At 74.2% G+C, this 17875-nt stretch carries 9 protein-coding genes; 1 reads left to right on the top strand and 8 read right to left on the bottom strand.

All coding sequences use genetic code 11. The features are described from left to right. Positions 1-55: 55 nt before the first annotated feature. The 3 genes from BM109_RS07760 to BM109_RS07750 are packed head-to-tail and all read right to left on the bottom strand — an operon-like array spanning position 56 to position 2361. Positions 56-1018 carry a FecR family protein gene (locus BM109_RS07760; RefSeq protein WP_093342442.1) on the bottom strand — a complete coding sequence of 321 codons (963 nt, stop codon included), beginning with the start codon at positions 1016-1018 and terminating at the stop codon, positions 56-58. 46 nt (positions 1019-1064) lie between these two features. Then, positions 1065-1625: an RNA polymerase sigma factor gene (locus BM109_RS07755; RefSeq protein ID WP_093341874.1), complete on the bottom strand. Its 561-nt coding sequence runs from the start codon at positions 1623-1625 to the stop codon at positions 1065-1067. Between the two features lie 10 nt (positions 1626-1635). Then, positions 1636-2361, bottom strand: a complete 726-nt coding sequence (locus tag BM109_RS07750) for a TonB family protein (RefSeq protein ID WP_093341872.1) — start codon at positions 2359-2361, stop codon at positions 1636-1638. A gap of 212 nt (positions 2362-2573) precedes the next feature. Here BM109_RS07750 and BM109_RS07745 point away from each other — a divergent pair, with 212 nt between their 5' ends. After that, complete coding sequence (locus BM109_RS07745; RefSeq protein WP_177239273.1) at positions 2574-2927, top strand: hypothetical protein; 354 nt, start codon at positions 2574-2576, stop codon at positions 2925-2927. Between the two features lie 33 nt (positions 2928-2960). Here the strand turns inward: BM109_RS07745 and BM109_RS07740 are convergent, their stop codons facing one another. The 5 genes from BM109_RS07740 to BM109_RS07725 all read right to left on the bottom strand — a co-directional run bounded on the left by BM109_RS07740 (position 2961) and on the right by BM109_RS07725 (position 17871). Continuing rightward, entirely contained in the window at positions 2961-14945 is an 11985-nt protein-coding gene (locus BM109_RS07740; RefSeq protein WP_093341869.1) for a filamentous haemagglutinin family protein, read from the bottom strand. 113 nt (positions 14946-15058) lie between these two features. Then, positions 15059-16075 (bottom strand): FecR family protein, encoded by a 1017-nt coding sequence (locus BM109_RS07735; protein ID WP_093341867.1) that lies wholly within the window; start codon positions 16073-16075, stop codon positions 15059-15061. 46 nt (positions 16076-16121) lie between these two features. After that, a complete protein-coding gene (locus BM109_RS40695) occupies positions 16122-16625 on the bottom strand; it encodes an RNA polymerase sigma factor (protein WP_143129107.1) in 504 nt (167 codons plus the stop codon). Next, positions 16622-17332, bottom strand: a complete 711-nt coding sequence (locus tag BM109_RS40690) for an STN domain-containing protein (protein WP_143129104.1) — start codon at positions 17330-17332, stop codon at positions 16622-16624. The genes BM109_RS40695 and BM109_RS40690 overlap by 4 nt, the downstream gene beginning before the upstream one ends. Before the next feature lie 170 nt (positions 17333-17502). Continuing rightward, entirely contained in the window at positions 17503-17871 is a 369-nt protein-coding gene (locus BM109_RS07725) for a hypothetical protein (protein WP_256222420.1), read from the bottom strand. Positions 17872-17875: the final 4 nt, after the last annotated feature.

Here is a 17875-nt window from a genome sequence, read left to right as displayed (position 1 = left end):
GCGCGACTGCACCATGTCACGAAAACTTCACGAACGACCCGCGCCACCCCGGCGCTCAGGCGCTGGCCAGGCCCAGCAGCACGATGCCGCCCGGCAGTTGCGTGAGCTCGGCGCCGTAGACGTCGCGCACCAGGAAGGCCACGTCGTCGAGCCGGTCGATCGAGAAGCTGGCCTGCACCCTGGTGCGCCCCAGCGCCGCGTTGGTGATCACCAGCCGGCCATGGCGGTAGCGGTTGACCTCGGCCACCACCTCCGACAGCGGCACCCGGTCGAACACCAGCTGGCGCCGGCGCCAGGCGCTGACCGCGCCGGTATCGACCGCCGCGACCGCGCCCAGGCCGGCCGCGCTCCAGCGCAGCTGCCGCCCCTCGTCGAGCCGCACGCGCTGCGTGCCGCGCGCCACCTCGACCTGGCCCGACAGGCAAGTCAGGCAGACCTCGCCGTCGAGGTTGCGGATATTGAAGCGCGCGCGCTGCGCCGACACCGTGCCGCCCGCGGCCGTGACGGTGAAGCGCGCCGAGCCCGAGGCCTCGTTGGCGAACTCGGCCTCGCCGGCCACGAGTTCGACGCTGTCGCCCCCGCCGCCATCGCCCGCCGCGCGGCGCAGGTTCACGCGCGTGCGTGTGTTGAGCTGCAGCACCACGCCGCCGGCCACATGCACCTCGCGCTGCTCGCCGGTCGCGGTGCTGTAGTCGGCGTTCCAGTCCGTCACCGGCGACCAGAGCCCGAGCGGCGGCGACACCGCGAGGTAGGCGACCGAGGCCGCCACCGCGCCGCCGAGCCAGGCGCGGCGGCCCGGCATCGGCAGCCGGTGGCGCGCCGCGCGCTCTTCCTGCCGGCGCAGCTGCAGCCCGGCCGGCGCCATCGCGCGCCAGACCTCGCGCGCCTGCGCGAAGGCCTGCGCATGCTCGCGGCTGCGCGCGCACCAGGCCTTGAAGGCGCGCGCGTCGTCCTCGTTCGCCTGGCCCGAGGCCAGACGCACCGCCCAGGCCTGGGCTTCGCGTTGCAGGGTCTTCATCGCGTCGGGATCTCCGGGTTCGTCGAAGGGCGCGGCTTCATCGTTTTCAGCCTTCATCTTGCTTCGACTGTTTTCCGGCGCCAGGACCGAAGCGCTGGATGAAATCCCGGCCCAAGCGCTCGCAGCAATGCTCGAGGCCGGCGCGCAATTCCTTCTCGACCGTGCGCACCGAGACGCCGTAGCGCGTGGCGATGTCCTTGTGCGGCATCTCGTCCACGCGCGCGGCCAGCACGATCGCCTTGCGCCGGCGCGGCAGCTCGGCCAGCGCGCGTTCGAGCGCCGCGAGCTGGTCGCGCGCCTCGGCGCCGCGCGCCGGGTCGGCCATCTCGTCGGCCATGTCGTAGAGCGCCTCGACCTCGCCCACGCTCAGCAGGCGCGCGTTGCTCTTGCGCTGGTCCTCGGCCACGTTGAGCGCGATGCGGAACAGGTAGGCCGAGGGATAGCGCACCTCGCTGCGCACCGTGCTGTTCTCCACCCGCAGATAGGCTTCCTGCAGCGCGTCGTTGGCCAGGTCCTCCGAGCCCAGCCGCATGTGCAGGTGCTTCCTGAACTGGGCGTAGCGCGCGAGGAACAGCGTCCGCAGTGCGGCCTTGAAGCGGTCGGGCATCGCCGCTCCCTCAGCCCGCGCGCGACCGATGGGGCCGGCAATCGCGCGCCGGGTCGGTGCGCGGGGTCAGCAGGATCGTGAGCGGCTGCGGCAGCGCGGGCGGCGGCGCGTCCAGGGCCAGGTCGCGCAGGCTGCGCAGCACGCGCGCATCGCGCTCGCGCTGGCCGCTGCCTTCGAGCACCCGGATGTCGCGCACCGTGCCGTCGGCGTCGATCCACAGCTGCACGCCGAGCCGGTAGCGGCCGAAGGCATCGGGCTGCGCGATGCACAGCACGCGCGTGATCGAGGATTGCAAGGCGGCCGCGTAGTCGCGCAGGTCGGCGACGGCTTCGTCGCTGCGGCCGCTGTCCTCGCCGCGCGAGGCCACGGGAGCGCTCGCCTCCGCCACCGATTCGGGCACCAGCGTGAACGACTGTTCGCCGACATAGCGCGCCACCAGGCCGGACCCCACCAGCAACTGGCGCAGCGCATCGCGCGGCGCGAGCCGGCCCTGCACCGACGAGGCCGTGCGGCCCTCCGCCAGGCTGCTGCTGACCAGCACCGAATGGCCGGTGATGCGGGCGAATTCGGCCAGCGCATCCTGCAGCGGCTGCGCCTGCATGTCGAAGTTCAGCGCGCCGGCCCCCTCGCGCGGACCGGGCAGTTGCGCGTGGGCGAAGCGCGCGCCCATCATCAGCAGCACGACGAGGCACCAGGACAGCGACAGGGCACTGCCCGAGGCGGAAGCACGTGTCATGAGGCGGAAGAGAGAGGCAAGGAAGTGCTGCGGGGAGAAAGTGGGGGCGCGACCGTCCGCCTCGCGGCCTGGCTCGATGTTCGCGGCCTGAGGCTATTCGGCTGACATGACCGACCCATGACAGGTGCCGGACTCCCGAGTTCGCGACACCGCCGCGACTTGTTTCCGGCCTACACTGGCGCGTTTTTTTCTTCCAGGGATCGGAGACTTCGATGCGCGCAGCCTGTGGATGGATCGCGATGCTGGCCGCCCTCGGCAGCCTGGGCGCCATGGCGCAGGAAGCCGCCCCGGCCAATCCCTGCATGGAGGTGACGGTGAACGGCGAGCGCGCCCCCTCCTACGACTGCCTGACGCAGAAGATGCGCCCGCCGGCGTCGGCGCCGCGCGACGCCGACGGTACGCCCCAACTGGCCTCGGAAGCGATCGCCAACCGGCCTTCGAACCAGCTCGGCCTGTTCAACCGCGCGGCCACCAGCACCCGCATGGGCAATACCTTCGGCACCTCGGTGTATCCGCAGCGGCCGCCGACGGTGGCGCCGGTGTCGCCGTTGATGCCGGGGCGTTGAGGGAACGAGGCCGCGCCGCGGCCTCGCCTCGTCTCAATACCCCAGCGTTCGCCGCTCCGCCGGCGTGAGCTGGTTGCGCTCGGCCGGCCCCATGGCCGAATCGCCGAGCACCTGCACCGCGCTGCCGCTGCGATAGCCGGTGCGCTGCGGCGCGGCATCGTTGCCGGCCGGCGCGGCGGGTGTGCCGGGCATGGGCTCGTTGCCGAAGCCCAGCACGCGCACCGTGAACACCGAGGGCAGCGCCTGCCGCGCGGCCGTGCGTTCGCGCTGCACCGAGTCCTGCGCGGCCATCGCGGCCTGGGAGGCGGCGGCGCTGGCGCTGGTGAGCGCGCCCACGTTGACCGAGGCCACCACGGGCAGGCCGCTCGATTCGCCCTTGACCTGGATGTTGGCCGCGTTGACCACCTGCAAGGCCGCGAGGTTGACGTTGCCCGAGACGCGGATGCCGGCCTCGCCCGCGTCGATGGTGCCCAGTGGCGCGATCAGGTCGACGTCGCCCGGCGGCACCTCGGCGATCGGGGCCAGGGTGGCGATGCCGGCGCCGGTGCTCGGCACGTTCGGCGCCAGCGTGGCATTGCCCAGGGCGTCGTAGCTGCGCTTGGGCGGCGTGTAGACCACGGTGGTCTTGGCGCCGCGCCCGGCGTTGATGTCGCCCTCGGCCGACCAGGCCAGGATGCCGCCGCCGAAGGTGGTCATGATGCGCGACAGGCCCAGCAGCACGCTGCCGCGCGTGAAGATCTCGACCTCGCCCGCGCCCTGCGTGAGCAGGCCGGTGCTCGGCGGCGGCAGCACGCCGTTCGCGCCGAGCGTGAGCCCGCCGCCGGGCGCGAGCACCTGGATGCCGCCACCGAACAGCGTGTGCGTGCCCGCCGCGCCCTGGAACACGATGCTGCCGCGCCGCTCGACCGGCTGCCCCTGGGCATCGGCTGGCGGCAGCAAGGCGCCGATCGCCTCGCGCCCGCGCAGGTAGCTGCCCACGCGCCGGCTCTCGGGGTCGTTGTATTCGCGGCCGCCCTGGCGCAACTCCTCGTAGAACACCTCGCGCACCAGCACGCCCTGCTGCTCGGCCGGCAGCGCGAGGAAGGCCGCGAGCGCGCCCTCGGCACCGCCCGCATAGCCGAAGCGCTCGCGCAGCCAGGCCAGCAACCGGTCCTCGTAGGTCTTCGCGACCTTGCCGGCCTGGTCGGCCAGCGGGCTGGCGGCATCGGCGAGCCTGGCGCGATCGAAATAGCGCGCGGCGAAGCCGGCGTAGTCGGGCCCGCCCTCGCCCATGCCGGCCGACAGCACGATCGAGGCGCCGGGACGGGTGTCGCCCTCGGCGACCGGACCGATGCTGCGCAGCGTGGATGCGCTCACCTGGTTGCCCAAGAGCGGCTGCCCCTGCAGGATGTTGCGCCCGGCCGAGACGTCCAGCAGGCCGGGCCCCGCCACGTCGAGCGTGGCGTTCAGCACGTCGCGCCCCGCATCCAGCAGGGAGACGTCGAGCGCACCGCTGTGCGCGATGTAGCCGGTCGCGATGATGTCGCGGCCGGCGCGCATCTGCACCGGCTTGCCGGCGATGTAGAAGTTCTCCACCGCGGCGCCACCCTCGTAGCGCGCGACATAACGGCCGGTGTTGGCCAGGATGTCGCCGCGCACGGCATACAGGCGGATCGGCTCGCTGCCCGGTGCGTGCAGCAGGGTCGCGCGGTCGACGCCGTGGCCGAACAGCACGCTGCCCTCGATCAGCAGGTCGTAGAGGTCCGCTTCCGGCGACGGCACATCGAGCGGGCCGTAGAAGTTGCTGGCCACCCACGCGCCGGGGGAACCCATCAGCCACAGCGGGCGCTCGGGCGTCGCCAGCGCGGACAGCGGCCCGCTCGACATCGCGGAGGTGCCGGACACCCGGTCGCGCGCCAGCAGCTCGAGCCGACCCTGGCGCGAGGGCGCGAGCGTGATGTTGGTGGCGATCGACCCGTTGGCCGCGATCGCCGACAGGCGGCCCGGGTCGTAGCGGATCCACTCCCCGTTGTTCGTGATCGACTTGCGCTGCTGGATGTCGCCGCCGGCCGAGAAGAGCTCGAGCCCGCTGCGCTCGGTCCACAGCGTGAACGAGGTCAGCACCGGATTCTCCTGTCCGTCGAACGAGGCCTGCGTCGCGCCGCCGAGCAGCACGACACGCCCGGCGTCGCGCGAGGTGAGCGCCATCAGGTCGCCGCGCGCATCGACGGCCATGGTGCCGTCGCCGACCACCAAGCCGAGCCAGCCGTAGCCGAGCCGGTCGCGCGGCGCCTGCGCGTCGACCGCGCGCGGGTCGAGATCGGACTTCAGGCCGTAGCCCGATTCCAGCGTCATGCCCACCGCGCCCGCCCTGACGCGGCTGTCGCCGCGCAGGTTGACGAGCTGGCCGCCGGTGGTCGGTATCTCGCCGATATCGCGGCCGGCGTTGATGCGACCGCCGACGTCCACGCTCAGGCGTCCGCCGCCCGATGCGAGCACGGTGCCGTCGGCGCCCACGCGGCCGCTGGAAGCCACGACCAGGTCGAGGGCCGAAGTCGTGCCGCCGACGTCGGCCAGGCCGAGGTTCGAGGTCGATCCGGCATCGCCGCCGGCGCGCACGCTCAGGTGCCCGCCGCCCAGCGTTCCGATGCCGCCGAAGCCCGCCAGCTCGATGCCGCCGGAGAGCGGCGACACGGTGTACTGGCCGAAGTTGATGCCCCAGGCCGCGCGCTGCCCGAGCTCGGCACCGCCCTGGCGCCAGAGCCAGTAGCCGATGCCGTTGCTCGACTTGAGGTTGCTGGTGTCGCCGATCGCGAAGCCGCGCGCGTCGCCCTGCGCGGACAGCAGCAGGTCGCCGCCGCCCTCGGTGAAGAACATGCGGCGCGCGTTGAGCGTGGCCTCGTAGTCGGGGTAGCCGAGCACCGAGCCGTCCCAGGTGCGCGCGCGCGGGGCGTCCCACGCTTCGCTGCCGGCGATCTGGGTGCCGGCGGTGTAGACGCCGAAACGCGAGGACTGCCGGTAGTCGCGCCCGGCCAGCACGTCGAGGTAGCCGGTGCCGGTGCGCACCACCGAGATCGCGTCCTCGGGTCCCGACTGCGTCGACGAGAGGTGCGGATCGTCGAGCAGCACGTCGCCGCGCGCGCCGAGCAGCGATGCCGCGGTCACGCTGCGGGTGTCGGCCGACGCGAGGTCGGCACCGCCCACCAGCCGCATCGACCACGAGCGCATGCCCGGCGCGAGCATGTCGGCCACGACCATCATGCGGCCCTGCCCGTCGGGGCGCCGGCTCCAGCCGAAGTCGTCGGGCGTGTCGGGTGGCGGCGCGAAGCCGTCGGAGATGCTGCCGTTGATCACCAGGTTGCCGCCCGCGCGCAGCACGACCACGCCGGGTTCGCCGGAACCGCGCCGCGATGCATCGGCGCCCGGCCCGTAGCGCCAGCCCGAGAAATCGAGCTCGCCGCGCACCGTGAGGTCGCCTTCGCTGCGCAGCTCCAGGCCGGGGCGCAGGTGGAAGGCATCGCCGAAGGCGCGCAGCCCCGCGAGCCGCGCGCGGGTGGCGCCGCTGGCGTTCGCCGCGTCGATGAAGGCGCGGCTGTCGGCGTGCAGCGTCTCGAGGTAGGCGCTGTCGACCACGCCATCGGCCGGCGCGTGGCGCGCGAAGGCATTGACCGCGATGCTCTCGGCGCCGCGCACCGTGAGGCCGGCGGCCGCGTCCACCGCCACGCCGTCGGCACCGAGGCGCGCTGCATTGATCTCGAGGCGCCCGCGCGCCACCGCGTCGGCCGAACGCAGGTCGATGGTGGCGGCGGCGTCGAGCCGCACCGTGCCGGCCGCGGATGCGAGCTCGACCTGGGCGCGGTTCGAGGCCTCGATGACCTGGCCGCGGCCGTCGAGCGCCAGGCGCGTGCCATGGGCATCGAGCACCGCGCCCGGCGCCAGCAGCAGCCGGTCGCGCGCGGCCAGCCGGATGCTGCCCACGTCCTCGCCGCTGGCATCGATGCGGCCGTTGACGGTGAGCGAGCCGCCGTCGACCGACACCTCGATGCGGTTGGCGCGCAGTTCGTCGCCGATCACGAGGTCGCCGGTCTTCACGACGAAGCCGCGGCCGCCGAAGACGCCGCCCTCGTTCAGGCGCCGGTTGAGTCCCGCGAAGTCGTCGAGCGAGCGGGCGCGGATGTCGATGCTGCCGGACTCGCGCGCCGCCGGCGAGGCGCCGAGGATGGCGCCCGCGAGCTGCACGCGGCCGTCGGCGCCCGTGGCGGTGACGCGGACCGAGCCCGCCGGCTTGCCCGCCGCCGAGACGTCGATGCGCGAGCCGGCGGCCTGCTCGACCGCGCCATGGGTGGATTCGATCAGCAGGTCGCCGCCGCTGCTGAAGCGCGTGAGGTCGAAGAAGCCCAGCGTACGCCCCGCGAGGTCGATGGCCGCACCACCGCCGAGCCGCACGTCGCGCTCGGCCTCCAGCACCAGCCGGCCGCTGGGCAGCGCCACGGCGGTGTCGAGCTCGATCGAGCGTCCGGCCAGGCGCACTTCGGCGCCCAGTGCTTCGGCCCCCGCGATGCCCGCGCCGCCGCGGCCCGCGCCCTGCGTCGCCGTCACGCGCACCGCGTCGCCCGCGCGGTAGGCCATGAACGAGCCCGCCTCGCCGGTCAGCAGCGGCGTGTTCAGCAGCAGCTCGCCGCCACGGCGACTGGCCGCATCGGCGCCTTCGCGGTACACCGACAGCGTCGCGCGCCGGTTGGCCGTGATGCGCTCGGTGGCGTCGAGACCGACGCGCGAGAACCCCAGGATCAGCCGGTCGAGCGCGACCTGGTCCTGCGCCCGCTGCAGCGGGCCGTAGCCGAACTCGATGCGGCGCGCATCGACCACGAGACTGCCGGCGCCGGTGCCCGGGCCGCCGGGCGCCACCGCGCCGGGCGCGCGGCTCGCGAACGGCGCTTCGGGCGTGCCCGCCCCGGTGGACAGGCCGTTCCAGATCAGCGTGTCGGTCGCGATCCGCGCCCTGTCCCCCGCCGAACCCCAGCCGTAGACGGCGGGCGTGTTCAGCTGCAGCACCGCGGGCGCGATGCCCGCGCCGTGCGCCGCGCGCAGGTCGAGGTCGACGCTGCCGAAGAAGTTGAGCGCGTTGCCCGCGGTCAGCGTGAGCTGCTCGATCGGCGTCTGGCCCGGCACCGTGGGCCGCAGCAGCCGCTCGAGCATCTCCTGGCTCAGGCGCACGCCGGGAGCGATCGCGCCCTGCGCCTCGGCGGCCGCGAAGGATTCGCGCGTGCCGACGTTGATCGCGGGCGCGGCCATGGCCAGGTAGCGCGCGTTGATCTCGGCCTCGCCGAGCGTCACCGGGCCGCTGCTCAGGAAGCTCACGGTGCCGCGGGTGCGCAGCATCGCGCCGTCCGCGATGGTGATCGACCCCCGCGTCGCCGACGGATCGCCCTGCGGCGGCGCGAAGTCGTAGACGCCGTTGCCCACCGCGAGGATCGCGTTGGCGCCCTGGCTCGCCGAATCGAGGTAGACGTAGCCGTAGCTGGAATCGAAGCCGGCGGTGCTGCTGCGCGAGGTGTCGACCAGCGCGCCGCGCTCCACGCGCACCTCGTGCCCGGTCAGGAAGACCTGGCCCGCCGCGAGCCGCGCGCCGTCGCGCACGACCACGGCCGCCTGCTCGGCGCCCGTGATCACCACGTGCGGACCGACCGGCACCTGGCCCGAGCCGACCACCACGAACACGTCGCGCAGGCCGTACACGCCACCCACGATCAGCGTGCCCGCGTCGAAGGCCGAGAGCTGCGCCGCGTCGAACGAGACGAAGCCCGGCGTGGTCACAGCCCCCGGCGCCACCACCTCCGCCGCGCGCCGGCCGGTGAGGAACAGGTTGCCGTCGAGCGCGGCCGCGCTGCCCGTGCCAGCCCCGGCCTCGCCGCGCAGCCGCGCCACGCCCGCGAAGGACAGTGCCCGGCCGGTCGCGCTGCCGGTGTCGATGTGCACGCTCTGGCCGTCGCGCTCGAGGCGCGCGCGCACCTCGCCGAAGGTGGCGGCGCGCGCGAGCGCGAAGTCGGCGTAGCTGGTCTCGTTGTACTGCGAGAGGCTGCGCACCGCGCTGCCCGGCGTCAGCGTGACGGCGGTGGGCAGCGCGTCGCGCACGGCGGTGTTGGCGATGCTGAGGTAGCCGCTGGCGCGCACCGATCCACTGGCGCGCAGCGACTCGAAGGCCTGGCCCGAGCCGCCGCCGAGCTCGATGCGCCAGGCGCCGGGCAGCAGCGCGTAGGTCGAGGGCATCAGCGTGTAGGTGCCCGCGGGCAGGCCGCCCACGGGCGCATCGAAGCGGATCTGCTGGCCGATGCGCGGCGCGCCGGCGCCCGCGTCCGGGGCCACCGGCGCGTAGCCGCCCGCGAAGCCCGGCACCAGCGCATAGACGCCGGCGCCCGCGCTGCTGAAGCCGTAGAAGGGATTGGCATCGACCAGCGGCGTGCGCAGCACGTCGACCGAGCCGCCGCGCCCGGTGAAGAAGCCGGCGCCGGTGAGCCGGCCACCGCCCGACACGTCGAGCACCGCGCCCGCCTCGGCCGTGATCCGCGACTGGCCGAAGGCCACGCCGGGGCGCACGAACTGCTCGGCATACAGCTCCGGCCGACCGGCCACCGAGCCCAGCGGCAGGTACTCGACCGTCTGGCCGTTGTAGGCGTAGCGGATGTTGTCCACGGTGCCGCCGTAGGGCATGACCATGCCGGCGGCGCTGGTCGAGGTGAGGCTGCCGTCGCGCAGCAGCACCTCGAACATCTGCTCGCGCAGCGGCGGCGTGCCGATGCCGAACGCGGGCTTGGTGCCAAAGATGATCGAGCCCAGCGGCGCGCGCACCACGCCGCCCTGGTCGATGGTGGCGGCCGCCAGCGTGAGCGTGCCGAAGGCCGAGGCCGGCATCGCGGGCGGCGCGCCGGTGCCGCGGATCGTGAGCCGGCGCGCGGGATCGTAGCTGTCCGTCTGGCCGATGACGGAGCGCAGGGCCACGCGCAGCTCGCCGGTGGCGCCGGTGGTGGGATAGAGCTGGGCCGCGGTCACCGTGAGGTTGCCGCCGGTCTCGAGCGTGCCGTTGGTGAAGCGCACGTCGCCGCGGCTGGTCAGCGCCACCTCGTCGAAACCGTGGAGGTCCAGCGGCCGGGCCTCGACCAGCCAGCCGAAGGGCGTGGCCACGAGGCCCTGGCTCACGCCGGTCGGGCCGAACAGGTTGGAGGCCCGCACGTCGACCAGATCGGCCTGGATGTCGAGGCGGCCGCTGTTGGCGGTGGAGGTGCTCCGGGGCACCAGGCCCGACAGGAATTCCGGTGCCTGGACCTCGATGGCGACCTTGCCGTCGAGCAGCACGTACGGCGCGGCCAGCACGACCCGCGCGGGCGGCGCGGCCGTGGAAGCGGCGAAGGCGCCGCGGCGCAGGATCAGGCTCTCGGGCAGCCGCAGCTCGAGGTCGCCTTCGATCTCGAGGATGTCGCGGTTCCACAGTTCCAGCGTGCCGAAGCCGCCCGCGCGCACCTCCTCGGCGCTCAGGCGCGCACGCGCATCGACCAGCGAGCCGTCGGCCACGCCGGGCCGTAGGCCGGCGGCGGCGCCGCTGGCGACGCGGTCCTGCGTCAGCGTCATGACCTGCACGCGGTGCGCGTTGCCCGGCGGGTTCTCGAGCGCCAGGTTCAGCGTGCCACCGGCCGCGCCCTCGCCGCCCGCGGCGGCGCGCAGGCTGCCGTCGTTGAGGATGCCGCGCGACGAGCCGATGCGGATCAGGCCGCCGTCGCCGGCCAGCCGCTGGAGGCGCGCACCGCCGGGCGGCAGGTTGTCCTGCGCCGCGTCGACCTCGGCGTAGGCGCCCGAGGCGTCGAGCCGCGCGCCGGGCCGGATGATCACGTGCGCGCCGGTGGTCTTGAGGAAATCGCGGCTGGCGCGGGTGTAGTCCTCGAGGCCGATGCGGATCGAGCCGCCGTCGGGCGCGATGCCGTAGCGCAGGCCGTCGCCGTCGAAGGCCGTGTACGCGCGGCCGGCGGCGTCGAGCACCGCGTCGCCGCCGATCCAGATCGACGTGCCGAGCGGCGCGAGGCCCAGGGCGGTCGTGCCGCGCGTGACGGCGCTGGTCAGCACGATGTCGCCGCCGGGCGCGACCACCCGGCCCTCGACCGTGAGCTGGCCCTGCGCCACCAGCCGCGCCTGGCGGCCGGGATCGACATCGATCTGCACGCCGCCCGGCAGCTGCAGCTCGGCGCCGTGCAGGCTCAGGTCGGCGCCGGTGCGCGCCGTCAGGCGGTGCCGCGGCGCATCCTCCGCGTACAGCGGCGGCAGCCAGCGCTCGAGCGCGCGCCCGGTGTCGGTGCCGCTCGGCAGCTCGCGCGCATCGGCCGCGGCGCGCAGCACCGGCATGCGCGGCGCGAGGTCCTCGTTCACCAGGACGCCGCCGAAGCTGGTGAGGCGGTAGCGCGAGAAGCCGCTTTGCAGCAGCGCCGGATCGAGCCGCTGCGCCGGCACGAAGTCGACGTCCTGCGCGAAGCGCGTGCCGCCATCGACGATCCGTCCCGGCGCATAGACGGTCGGGATCGCGGCGCGCTCGCCGGCCTGCTGGGTGAAGGTGTACGGAAAGGTCGGGAGGCCGGCGGGGAAGACCGCCGACGGCAGCACGGTGCCCGGCACGAACTGGCCCTGGACGTAGTCGATGCGGGTGCCGGCGGGCATCCGGCTGCCCGCCTCCAGGGACCCGAGCGAGGTGCCGAGCGTGACACCCACTGGCACGACCCAGTCGGCGCCCGTCACGATCGGCGTCGTGATCTGGGCCGAGACGTAGTCGGCCAGGGCGACGTCCTGCACCGTCACGCTCAGCGTGGTCGAGGCGCGCATCGGCAGCCGCTCGCCGAGCCCGATGCGCACCTCGCGCGCGAGCACCACCGCCAGCGGCACCGCCGTGCCGGCCGCGAGTCGCCCGCTTTCGAGCAGGGCGTGCTCGCCGAACACCACGCTCGAAGGCGACTGCAGCGTCAGCGTGCCGCCGCCCAGCACGCCGCTGGCGCGCAGCTCGCCGTCCAGCCGCAGTTGCACGCCGGCGGGGTTCTCCTCGAGGTTGGTCTCGACGAATGCCGCGCCGGCCAGCAGGCTCGCGCTGCCGCCGCGCCCGCCCGCGAGCCGGCCGTTGCGCGCCAGCGTCGCGCCCGAGGACACGTCCACCACGCTGCCGCGCTCGAGCACGATGCTGCCGTGCGTCATGCGCACCGAGAGGCTGCCGCCGTCGACGAAGGCGGTGCTGGCCTCGCCGTCGACGTCGCCGCCCTCGCGCTGCTGGTTGCTCCACGCGCCGCGCAGGTCGAGCCGCGCGCCCTGCGCGAGCACGAAGCTGGACGACCCGTCCTCGCGCACCAGCAGCGTGCCGAGGCTCGGCGAACTGGTGGTCGCCACCGGCGCGATGTTGCCGACCACGATGCTGCCGGCGCGCGCGCTCACGTCGGCCTCGATGCGCGTGGTGGGCGCGACGATCTCGAGCCGGCCGCCGTCGGCCAGCCGCAGCGCGCGCTCGATGCGCACCTCGCCGTTGGCGACGATCTCGAGCCCGCCCAGGCCGAAGCCGGACAGCCGCGCCGCATCGAGGAAGGCGGTGCCGATGCGTTCGGCGGGCAGCACGGCGGCCGGATCGCCCGCCAGCGCATCGGCCACGTCGGCGACCTCGCCGATGCGCACCCGGGTGTCGAAGGCGCCATCGACGCCCACGCCGCCCATGCGGCGCAGCGCCAGCGTGCCGGCTCGCGCCACCGCGAGCTGCGACTGCGCATAGCCGTCCTGCGCCGCGCTGCGCGCCTGCGTCTGGCGCGGGCCGCGGAACACCGTCGCCTCGACCTCGCCCTCGAGCACCGCCGTGGGCGCGCTCACCACCAGCCGGCCGGCATCGCGCCCCACCGTGTAGCCGTTCTCGAGCAGGCGCTGCGGGCCGATCAGCGGGTTGTAGAAATAGCCGGTGGTCTTCCTGCCCCAGCGCGCATGCGCATCCTCGAAGCCGCGGTACACGCCCTCGAACAGCATGTCGGCCGGCGCCTTGTCGAGCCGGTACAGCCGCCCGTCGCTGCCCTTGAGCCAGCTCTGGTTGAGATAGCCGGTGCGCACGTCGATCGAGCCGCCCGACAGGTTGATCGCGGCGCCGCGCTGCGTCACGACCTCGGCCGCGCCCAGCGAGACGGTGCCGCCCTGCGCCAGCCATTCGCCGATGCCGTGCGGCTGGTTGCCCAGGTAGCCGCCGACCTCGAGCAGGCCGCCGGCGGTGTAGTAGCGATCGCTGTCGTACACGCCCGGCTTGGCCGGCACGTAGCTCAGGCGTCGGCGATCGATCCAGACGTTGGCGTTGTTGAGCTTGCCGGTGTCGCGGTTCAGCGGCGCGTCGCGCTGCTCGTTGCCCTGGATGTTGACCTGGACGTTGTTCGACGCCATCGCCACGCTCACGCCGACGGCGCCCGCCACGTCGAGCCGTGCCTCGTTCGCCACCAGCACGCGCCGCGCCGCGCTCGCCGCGACCTGGCCGCCGGTCGCCAGCACCAGCGAGCCGCCCTCGAACTGCACGTCGCCGCCCGACACGATCTCCACGCGCGACAGGTCGCGGCGGTCCTGCTGGCGCGAGAGGTTGTCGAACACGCCGGGCGTGGCCTGGGTGCGCAGCCGGTCGAGGCGGGCCGAGTCGGCCATCAGCACGTCGCGCTGGCTGTCCAGCGCGCTGAATCGATCGTCCGCGTCGATCAGCACCGCCGTGACCGCCTCGCGGCCTGTGGCCACGCGCCCCTTGGCATCGGCGGCCGAGTTCAGCAGGTGCACCGTGCCGCGCGCGTTGACGGTGGTGGTGGCGAGCGCCACGCCGTCCTGGCGCACCGTGCGGCCAGCCAGCGTGATGTCGCCCTCGCTCGCGACGATCAGGCCGCTGTTGCGCACCAGCCCGGCCGTGCTGTCGGGCACGAACCGCGGCGCGATCTCGTTGCCGCGCGTGGTCGAGAAGGTGTTGGCGTCGGTGCCCACGCCCTTGCGGATCGCGAAGCTGTCGCCGGCCGCGAGCTGCGCCTGGCCGCGCGGCGTGGCGATGCTGCCGGCGTTCTCGACCTCGTGCCCAAGCAGCAGCACGTAGCCGCCGCCCTGCGTGACCGACACGGGCTGCCGGGTCGCGATGCGCGCGCCGGCCTGCACCTCGACCTTGCCCAGCGCGTCGGTGAACACCGGCTGCGGCTGGCCGTTGACCTGGGCGCTGTAGAGGCCGTTGTTCCTGAACTGCTCGTCGCCGATGCGGGCCGCGGCCGCCACCAGGTTGCGCGTGTCGACCTGGCTGGTGCCGCTGAACACCACGCCGTTGCGGTTGGCGATCAGCACCGTGCCGTCGGCCTTGATCTGGCCCTGGATGCGGCTGGGCCGCGCCTGCGGATCGTTGACGCGGTTGAGCACCGCCCAGTCGGGCTGCTGCTGGAACTCGACCGTGGTGTTGCGCCCGACGTTGAAGCTCTCCCAGTTGAGGATGGCGCGGTCGCCGGTCTGGCGGATCGCGACCGTGGTGCGGCCGTTGGCCTGCGTCTGCTGCGGTGCCTGCGCGTTGAGCCAGCCCGCGCTGAGGCTGTTGCCGTCCACGCGCAGGCCGCCCTCGGCCAGGCCGTCGGGCACCGAGGCCTCGCCCTGCGCCGCCAGCCGCGCCGCGGCCTGGGCCGCCTGCTGGGCCGCGATGCCGCGCGCGGCCAGTTGCAGGTTGTCGAGCGAGCGCTGCAGCTCGGCATTGGCGCGCTGCTGCTGCGCCTGCGGGTGGGTCAGCAGCGCGGCCGGCTGGCCGTTGGGCAGCCGGCCGGTGGCGGCGGCCGTGGCCTGCGCCATGTTCTTCTGCGCCATCCAGCCGGCGCTGAAGGCGCGCTGCGCCTGCGCGCCGCCTGTGGCCAGCGCCATCGCGAGGCCGGCGATGGCCCAGGCGACCGGATGCAGCGGCTGCGCCTGGCGCGGGATGGCGCCCTGGGCGCGGGATGGATGGTGCGGCGGGGTTCGGTCGGTGGCGCGTCGCGGGGTCGAAGACATGGTGGCGGGTCCGTGTGGGCGTCGGGGTCGGTCGTTGAAGTCCTGACCTAGACGTTGGCGCAGCGAAGACCCGCCAAGGAAATCCGACTTTTTTTGCGGGCCCGCGGCCGCGCTCAGCCCAGCATCACGATCCCGCCCGGCCAGCGTGTCGCGCGCGCGCCGAACAGCACCTCGATCTGCTCGATCGCCTCGTCGAGCGCGTTGATCCGGAAATGCCCGCTGAGCCGATGGCGCGCGAGCGAGTCGCTCGCCAGCACGACCCGGCCGTTGCGGTAGCGGTTGATCTCGTCCACCGCCTCGCTCAGGGGCGTGGCGCGGAACACCAGCTCGCCGCGGCGCCAGGCCTGGGTCTGCGCCATGTCCACCTGCGCGACCGGCGACACGCCGGTCGCGCCGCACCAGATCTGCTCGCCCTCGCGCAGCGCGACGGTGCGCGTGGGATGCATCACCTCGACGCGGCCCTCGATGCAGCTCACGCGGTAGCGTTCGTCCTGGCGCCACACGGCGACGTTGCCCACGCCGGGCACGATGCGCAGGTCGCCCGCGACCAGTTCGACGAAGGGCGCGCCGGGGCCGCGCCGCAGCGTGGCCTCGCCCGCGATCAGCCGGATGCGCTCGCCGCCGCCGGCCGCGGCGGGCTGCACCGCGAGGCTGGTCTGGGTGTTGAGCATCAGCTCGACGTCGGCCGCCAGCGTGACCGTGGCCTGCTGGCCGGTGCCGGTGCGGTAGTCGGCCACCAGCTCGGACCACGAGGGCCACAGCGCCAGCGGCGGATGCACCACCGCCGCGATGGCCGCGGCGCCCGCGCTCGCGAAGCCCGCGCCGAGCAGCCAGCGTCGGCGCGTGTCGACCGCCACCGCGGCCTGCACGGCCGCGCGGCCCGGCGCGGCGGCGGCCTCGGGAAAGAGCCGCTGGTGCGCCTGCGCCACGCCGCCGATCGCCTGCCACTCGCGCTTGGCGCGTTCGAAGGCCTGCGCATGGCCCGGGCCACGCGCGCGCCACTGCGCGAGCTGGCGCGCGTCCTTGCGCGTGGCCGCGCCCGAGCGCAGCCGGCGCACCCAGGCGCGCGCCTCCTCGTCGAGACGGGAGGCAAGGACTTCGGAATCGTCGTCGGCCATGTTCGAGATCATCGGTGTGCTGCTGACTGGACGTTCGGCGCCGAGGCCGACCGCCAATTCAATCCTTGCGCGGCCCTCGCATCTGTTCGACGCAGAACTCGTGCGCCAGGTGGATCTCGCGCTCGACGCGGCGCAGCGAGATCGCGTAGCGCTGCGCCAGCTCCTTCTGCGGGATGCCCTCGACGCGCGAGGCGAACAGCAGTTGCCGGCGCAGCGGCGGCAGCAGCTCCATCGCGCGCGCCACCGCCTCGAGGTCGATGCGCGCCTCGACCGCGACCGCCGGGTCGATGGCCTTCTCGTCGGTCATCAGCAGTTCGTCGACCTCCTCGCCCGAGAGCTCGAGCCGGTCGGCGCGGATGCGGTCGATCGCGATGTTGACCGCGGTGCGCAAGAGGAAGCTCTGCGGGCTGTGCACCGGGCCGGCCGGCGCGCGCACCGAGAGCTTGACGTAAGTGTCGTGCAGCACGTCCTCGGCCAGCTCGACCGAACCGAGCCGGTGCGAGAGCTTGCGGCGCAGCACGTCGTAGCGCTCGACCAGGAAGTTCAGCAGGCCGGCGCTCATGGGCGGCAGTCGCCGGTCTGCGCCGGCTGGCGCGGCAGGATCAGCAGCGCGATCGGCTGCGCCAGGCCCTCGGGCGGCGCCGATTCCAGCGCCAGGCCGGTGAGCCGCGCGGCGATGCGCGCATCGCGCCGTTCGTTGCCGGTGGCATGCAGCACCACGCGCTCGACCACCGGGGCCCCGGCATCGATCCAGAGGTTGAGCGCCAGCCGGTAGCTGCCGGGCATGGTGACGGGATCGCCGCACAGCGCGGCGGTCACGCGGGCCTGCAGCTGCGCGTAGTAGGCGCGGCGCGCGGCGGTCGCCGCGATGGCGGTTCGCGTGTCGGCCGTCGCGGCAACGGATGACTGCCCGGTGGTGGGCGCCTCGGGCCGCATCAGCATGAAGGCCGCCTGCGAGGTGTAGCGCACCACGATGCCGCTGCCCGCGAGCAGCTCGCGCAGCGCGGCCTCGGGCGTGTGCTCGCCCTGCAGCGGACCGGCCATGCGGCCGTCGGCGATCGCGTCGTCGTAGAGCAGCGACTGGCCGGTCTGCGCATGGAAGCGGCTCAGCGCCGCGGCCAGCGGCAGGCGCGGAATGTCGAAGTGCATCGGCGCCGCGGGATCGGCCACGGCGGTCCGTGGCGCGTCGGCGCGCGCGGCCGGCATGCCGCCCAGGAGCACCGCCACCGCCATCAGTCCCGCCGCGAGCTGTGAACCCGCTGCGGGCATGCCGGATCGAGGAAGGAGGTGCAGGAAAGGTGCATGCGCGGCGTGTTCGGAGGAGCCGGGCCGTGGACGTCGGGACCATCGCAGCCGGGGCGAGCCGGATGGTGACTGCGCTGCGTGACGGATTCGTGTCGGTGCGATGACAGGCGGCGCCGCGCTGGCCGCCCGGCGCTTCAGCGGCTCGTGCCGGCCTGCCTCGAGCGGCCGCGCAGGCGCTCGTAGCGGTAGACGCGAAAGCCCTCGTCCTGCACGAAACCCACGGGCTCCCAGCCGCGCGTCAGCGCGCAGTCGGTGATCTGCGCCATCTGCACGCCGAGGTAGTCCTGCAGCACGTCGTCGACCGCGAGCTCGAACTTGCGCAGCTCGCGGTCCAGCGCCTCGATGGCCGCGATCGCGGCCGCGACGCTGGCGAAGGGCCGGCGCCGCGCGAGGCCGAGGCCCGGCGTCGCGGGCGGTGCCTCGCGGCGCGGCTTCGGACCGAAGTCCACGCTGATGCCGCCCTCGACGCTGTCGAGGCTGCCCATCAGTGTCACGTGGCCCATGATG

The sequence above is a fragment of the Variovorax sp. PDC80 genome (genome assembly GCF_900115375.1).
Lineage (GTDB): Bacteria > Pseudomonadota > Gammaproteobacteria > Burkholderiales > Burkholderiaceae_C > Variovorax.
This window is presented reverse-complemented; position numbering and strand designations above follow the sequence as displayed.

Bases quoted from the DNA above. Each gene is read 5' to 3' on its own strand.
- BM109_RS07750 (WP_093341872.1), bottom strand. From the start codon at position 2,361: ATGACACGTGCTTCCGCCTCGGGCAGTGCCCTGTCGCTGTCCTGGTGC.
- BM109_RS40690 (WP_143129104.1), bottom strand. From the start codon at position 17,332: ATGCCCGCAGCGGGTTCACAGCTCGCGGCGGGACTGATGGCGGTGGCG.
- BM109_RS07725 (WP_256222420.1), bottom strand. From the start codon at position 17,871: ATGGGCCACGTGACACTGATGGGCAGCCTCGACAGCGTCGAGGGCGGC.
- BM109_RS40695 (WP_143129107.1), bottom strand. From the start codon at position 16,625: ATGAGCGCCGGCCTGCTGAACTTCCTGGTCGAGCGCTACGACGTGCTG.
- BM109_RS07735 (WP_093341867.1), bottom strand. From the start codon at position 16,075: ATGATCTCGAACATGGCCGACGACGATTCCGAAGTCCTTGCCTCCCGT.
- BM109_RS07740 (WP_093341869.1), bottom strand. From the start codon at position 14,945: ATGTCTTCGACCCCGCGACGCGCCACCGACCGAACCCCGCCGCACCAT.
- BM109_RS07760 (WP_093342442.1), bottom strand. From the start codon at position 1,018: ATGAAGACCCTGCAACGCGAAGCCCAGGCCTGGGCGGTGCGTCTGGCC.
- BM109_RS07755 (WP_093341874.1), bottom strand. From the start codon at position 1,625: ATGCCCGACCGCTTCAAGGCCGCACTGCGGACGCTGTTCCTCGCGCGC.
- BM109_RS07745 (WP_177239273.1), top strand. From the start codon at position 2,574: ATGCGCGCAGCCTGTGGATGGATCGCGATGCTGGCCGCCCTCGGCAGC.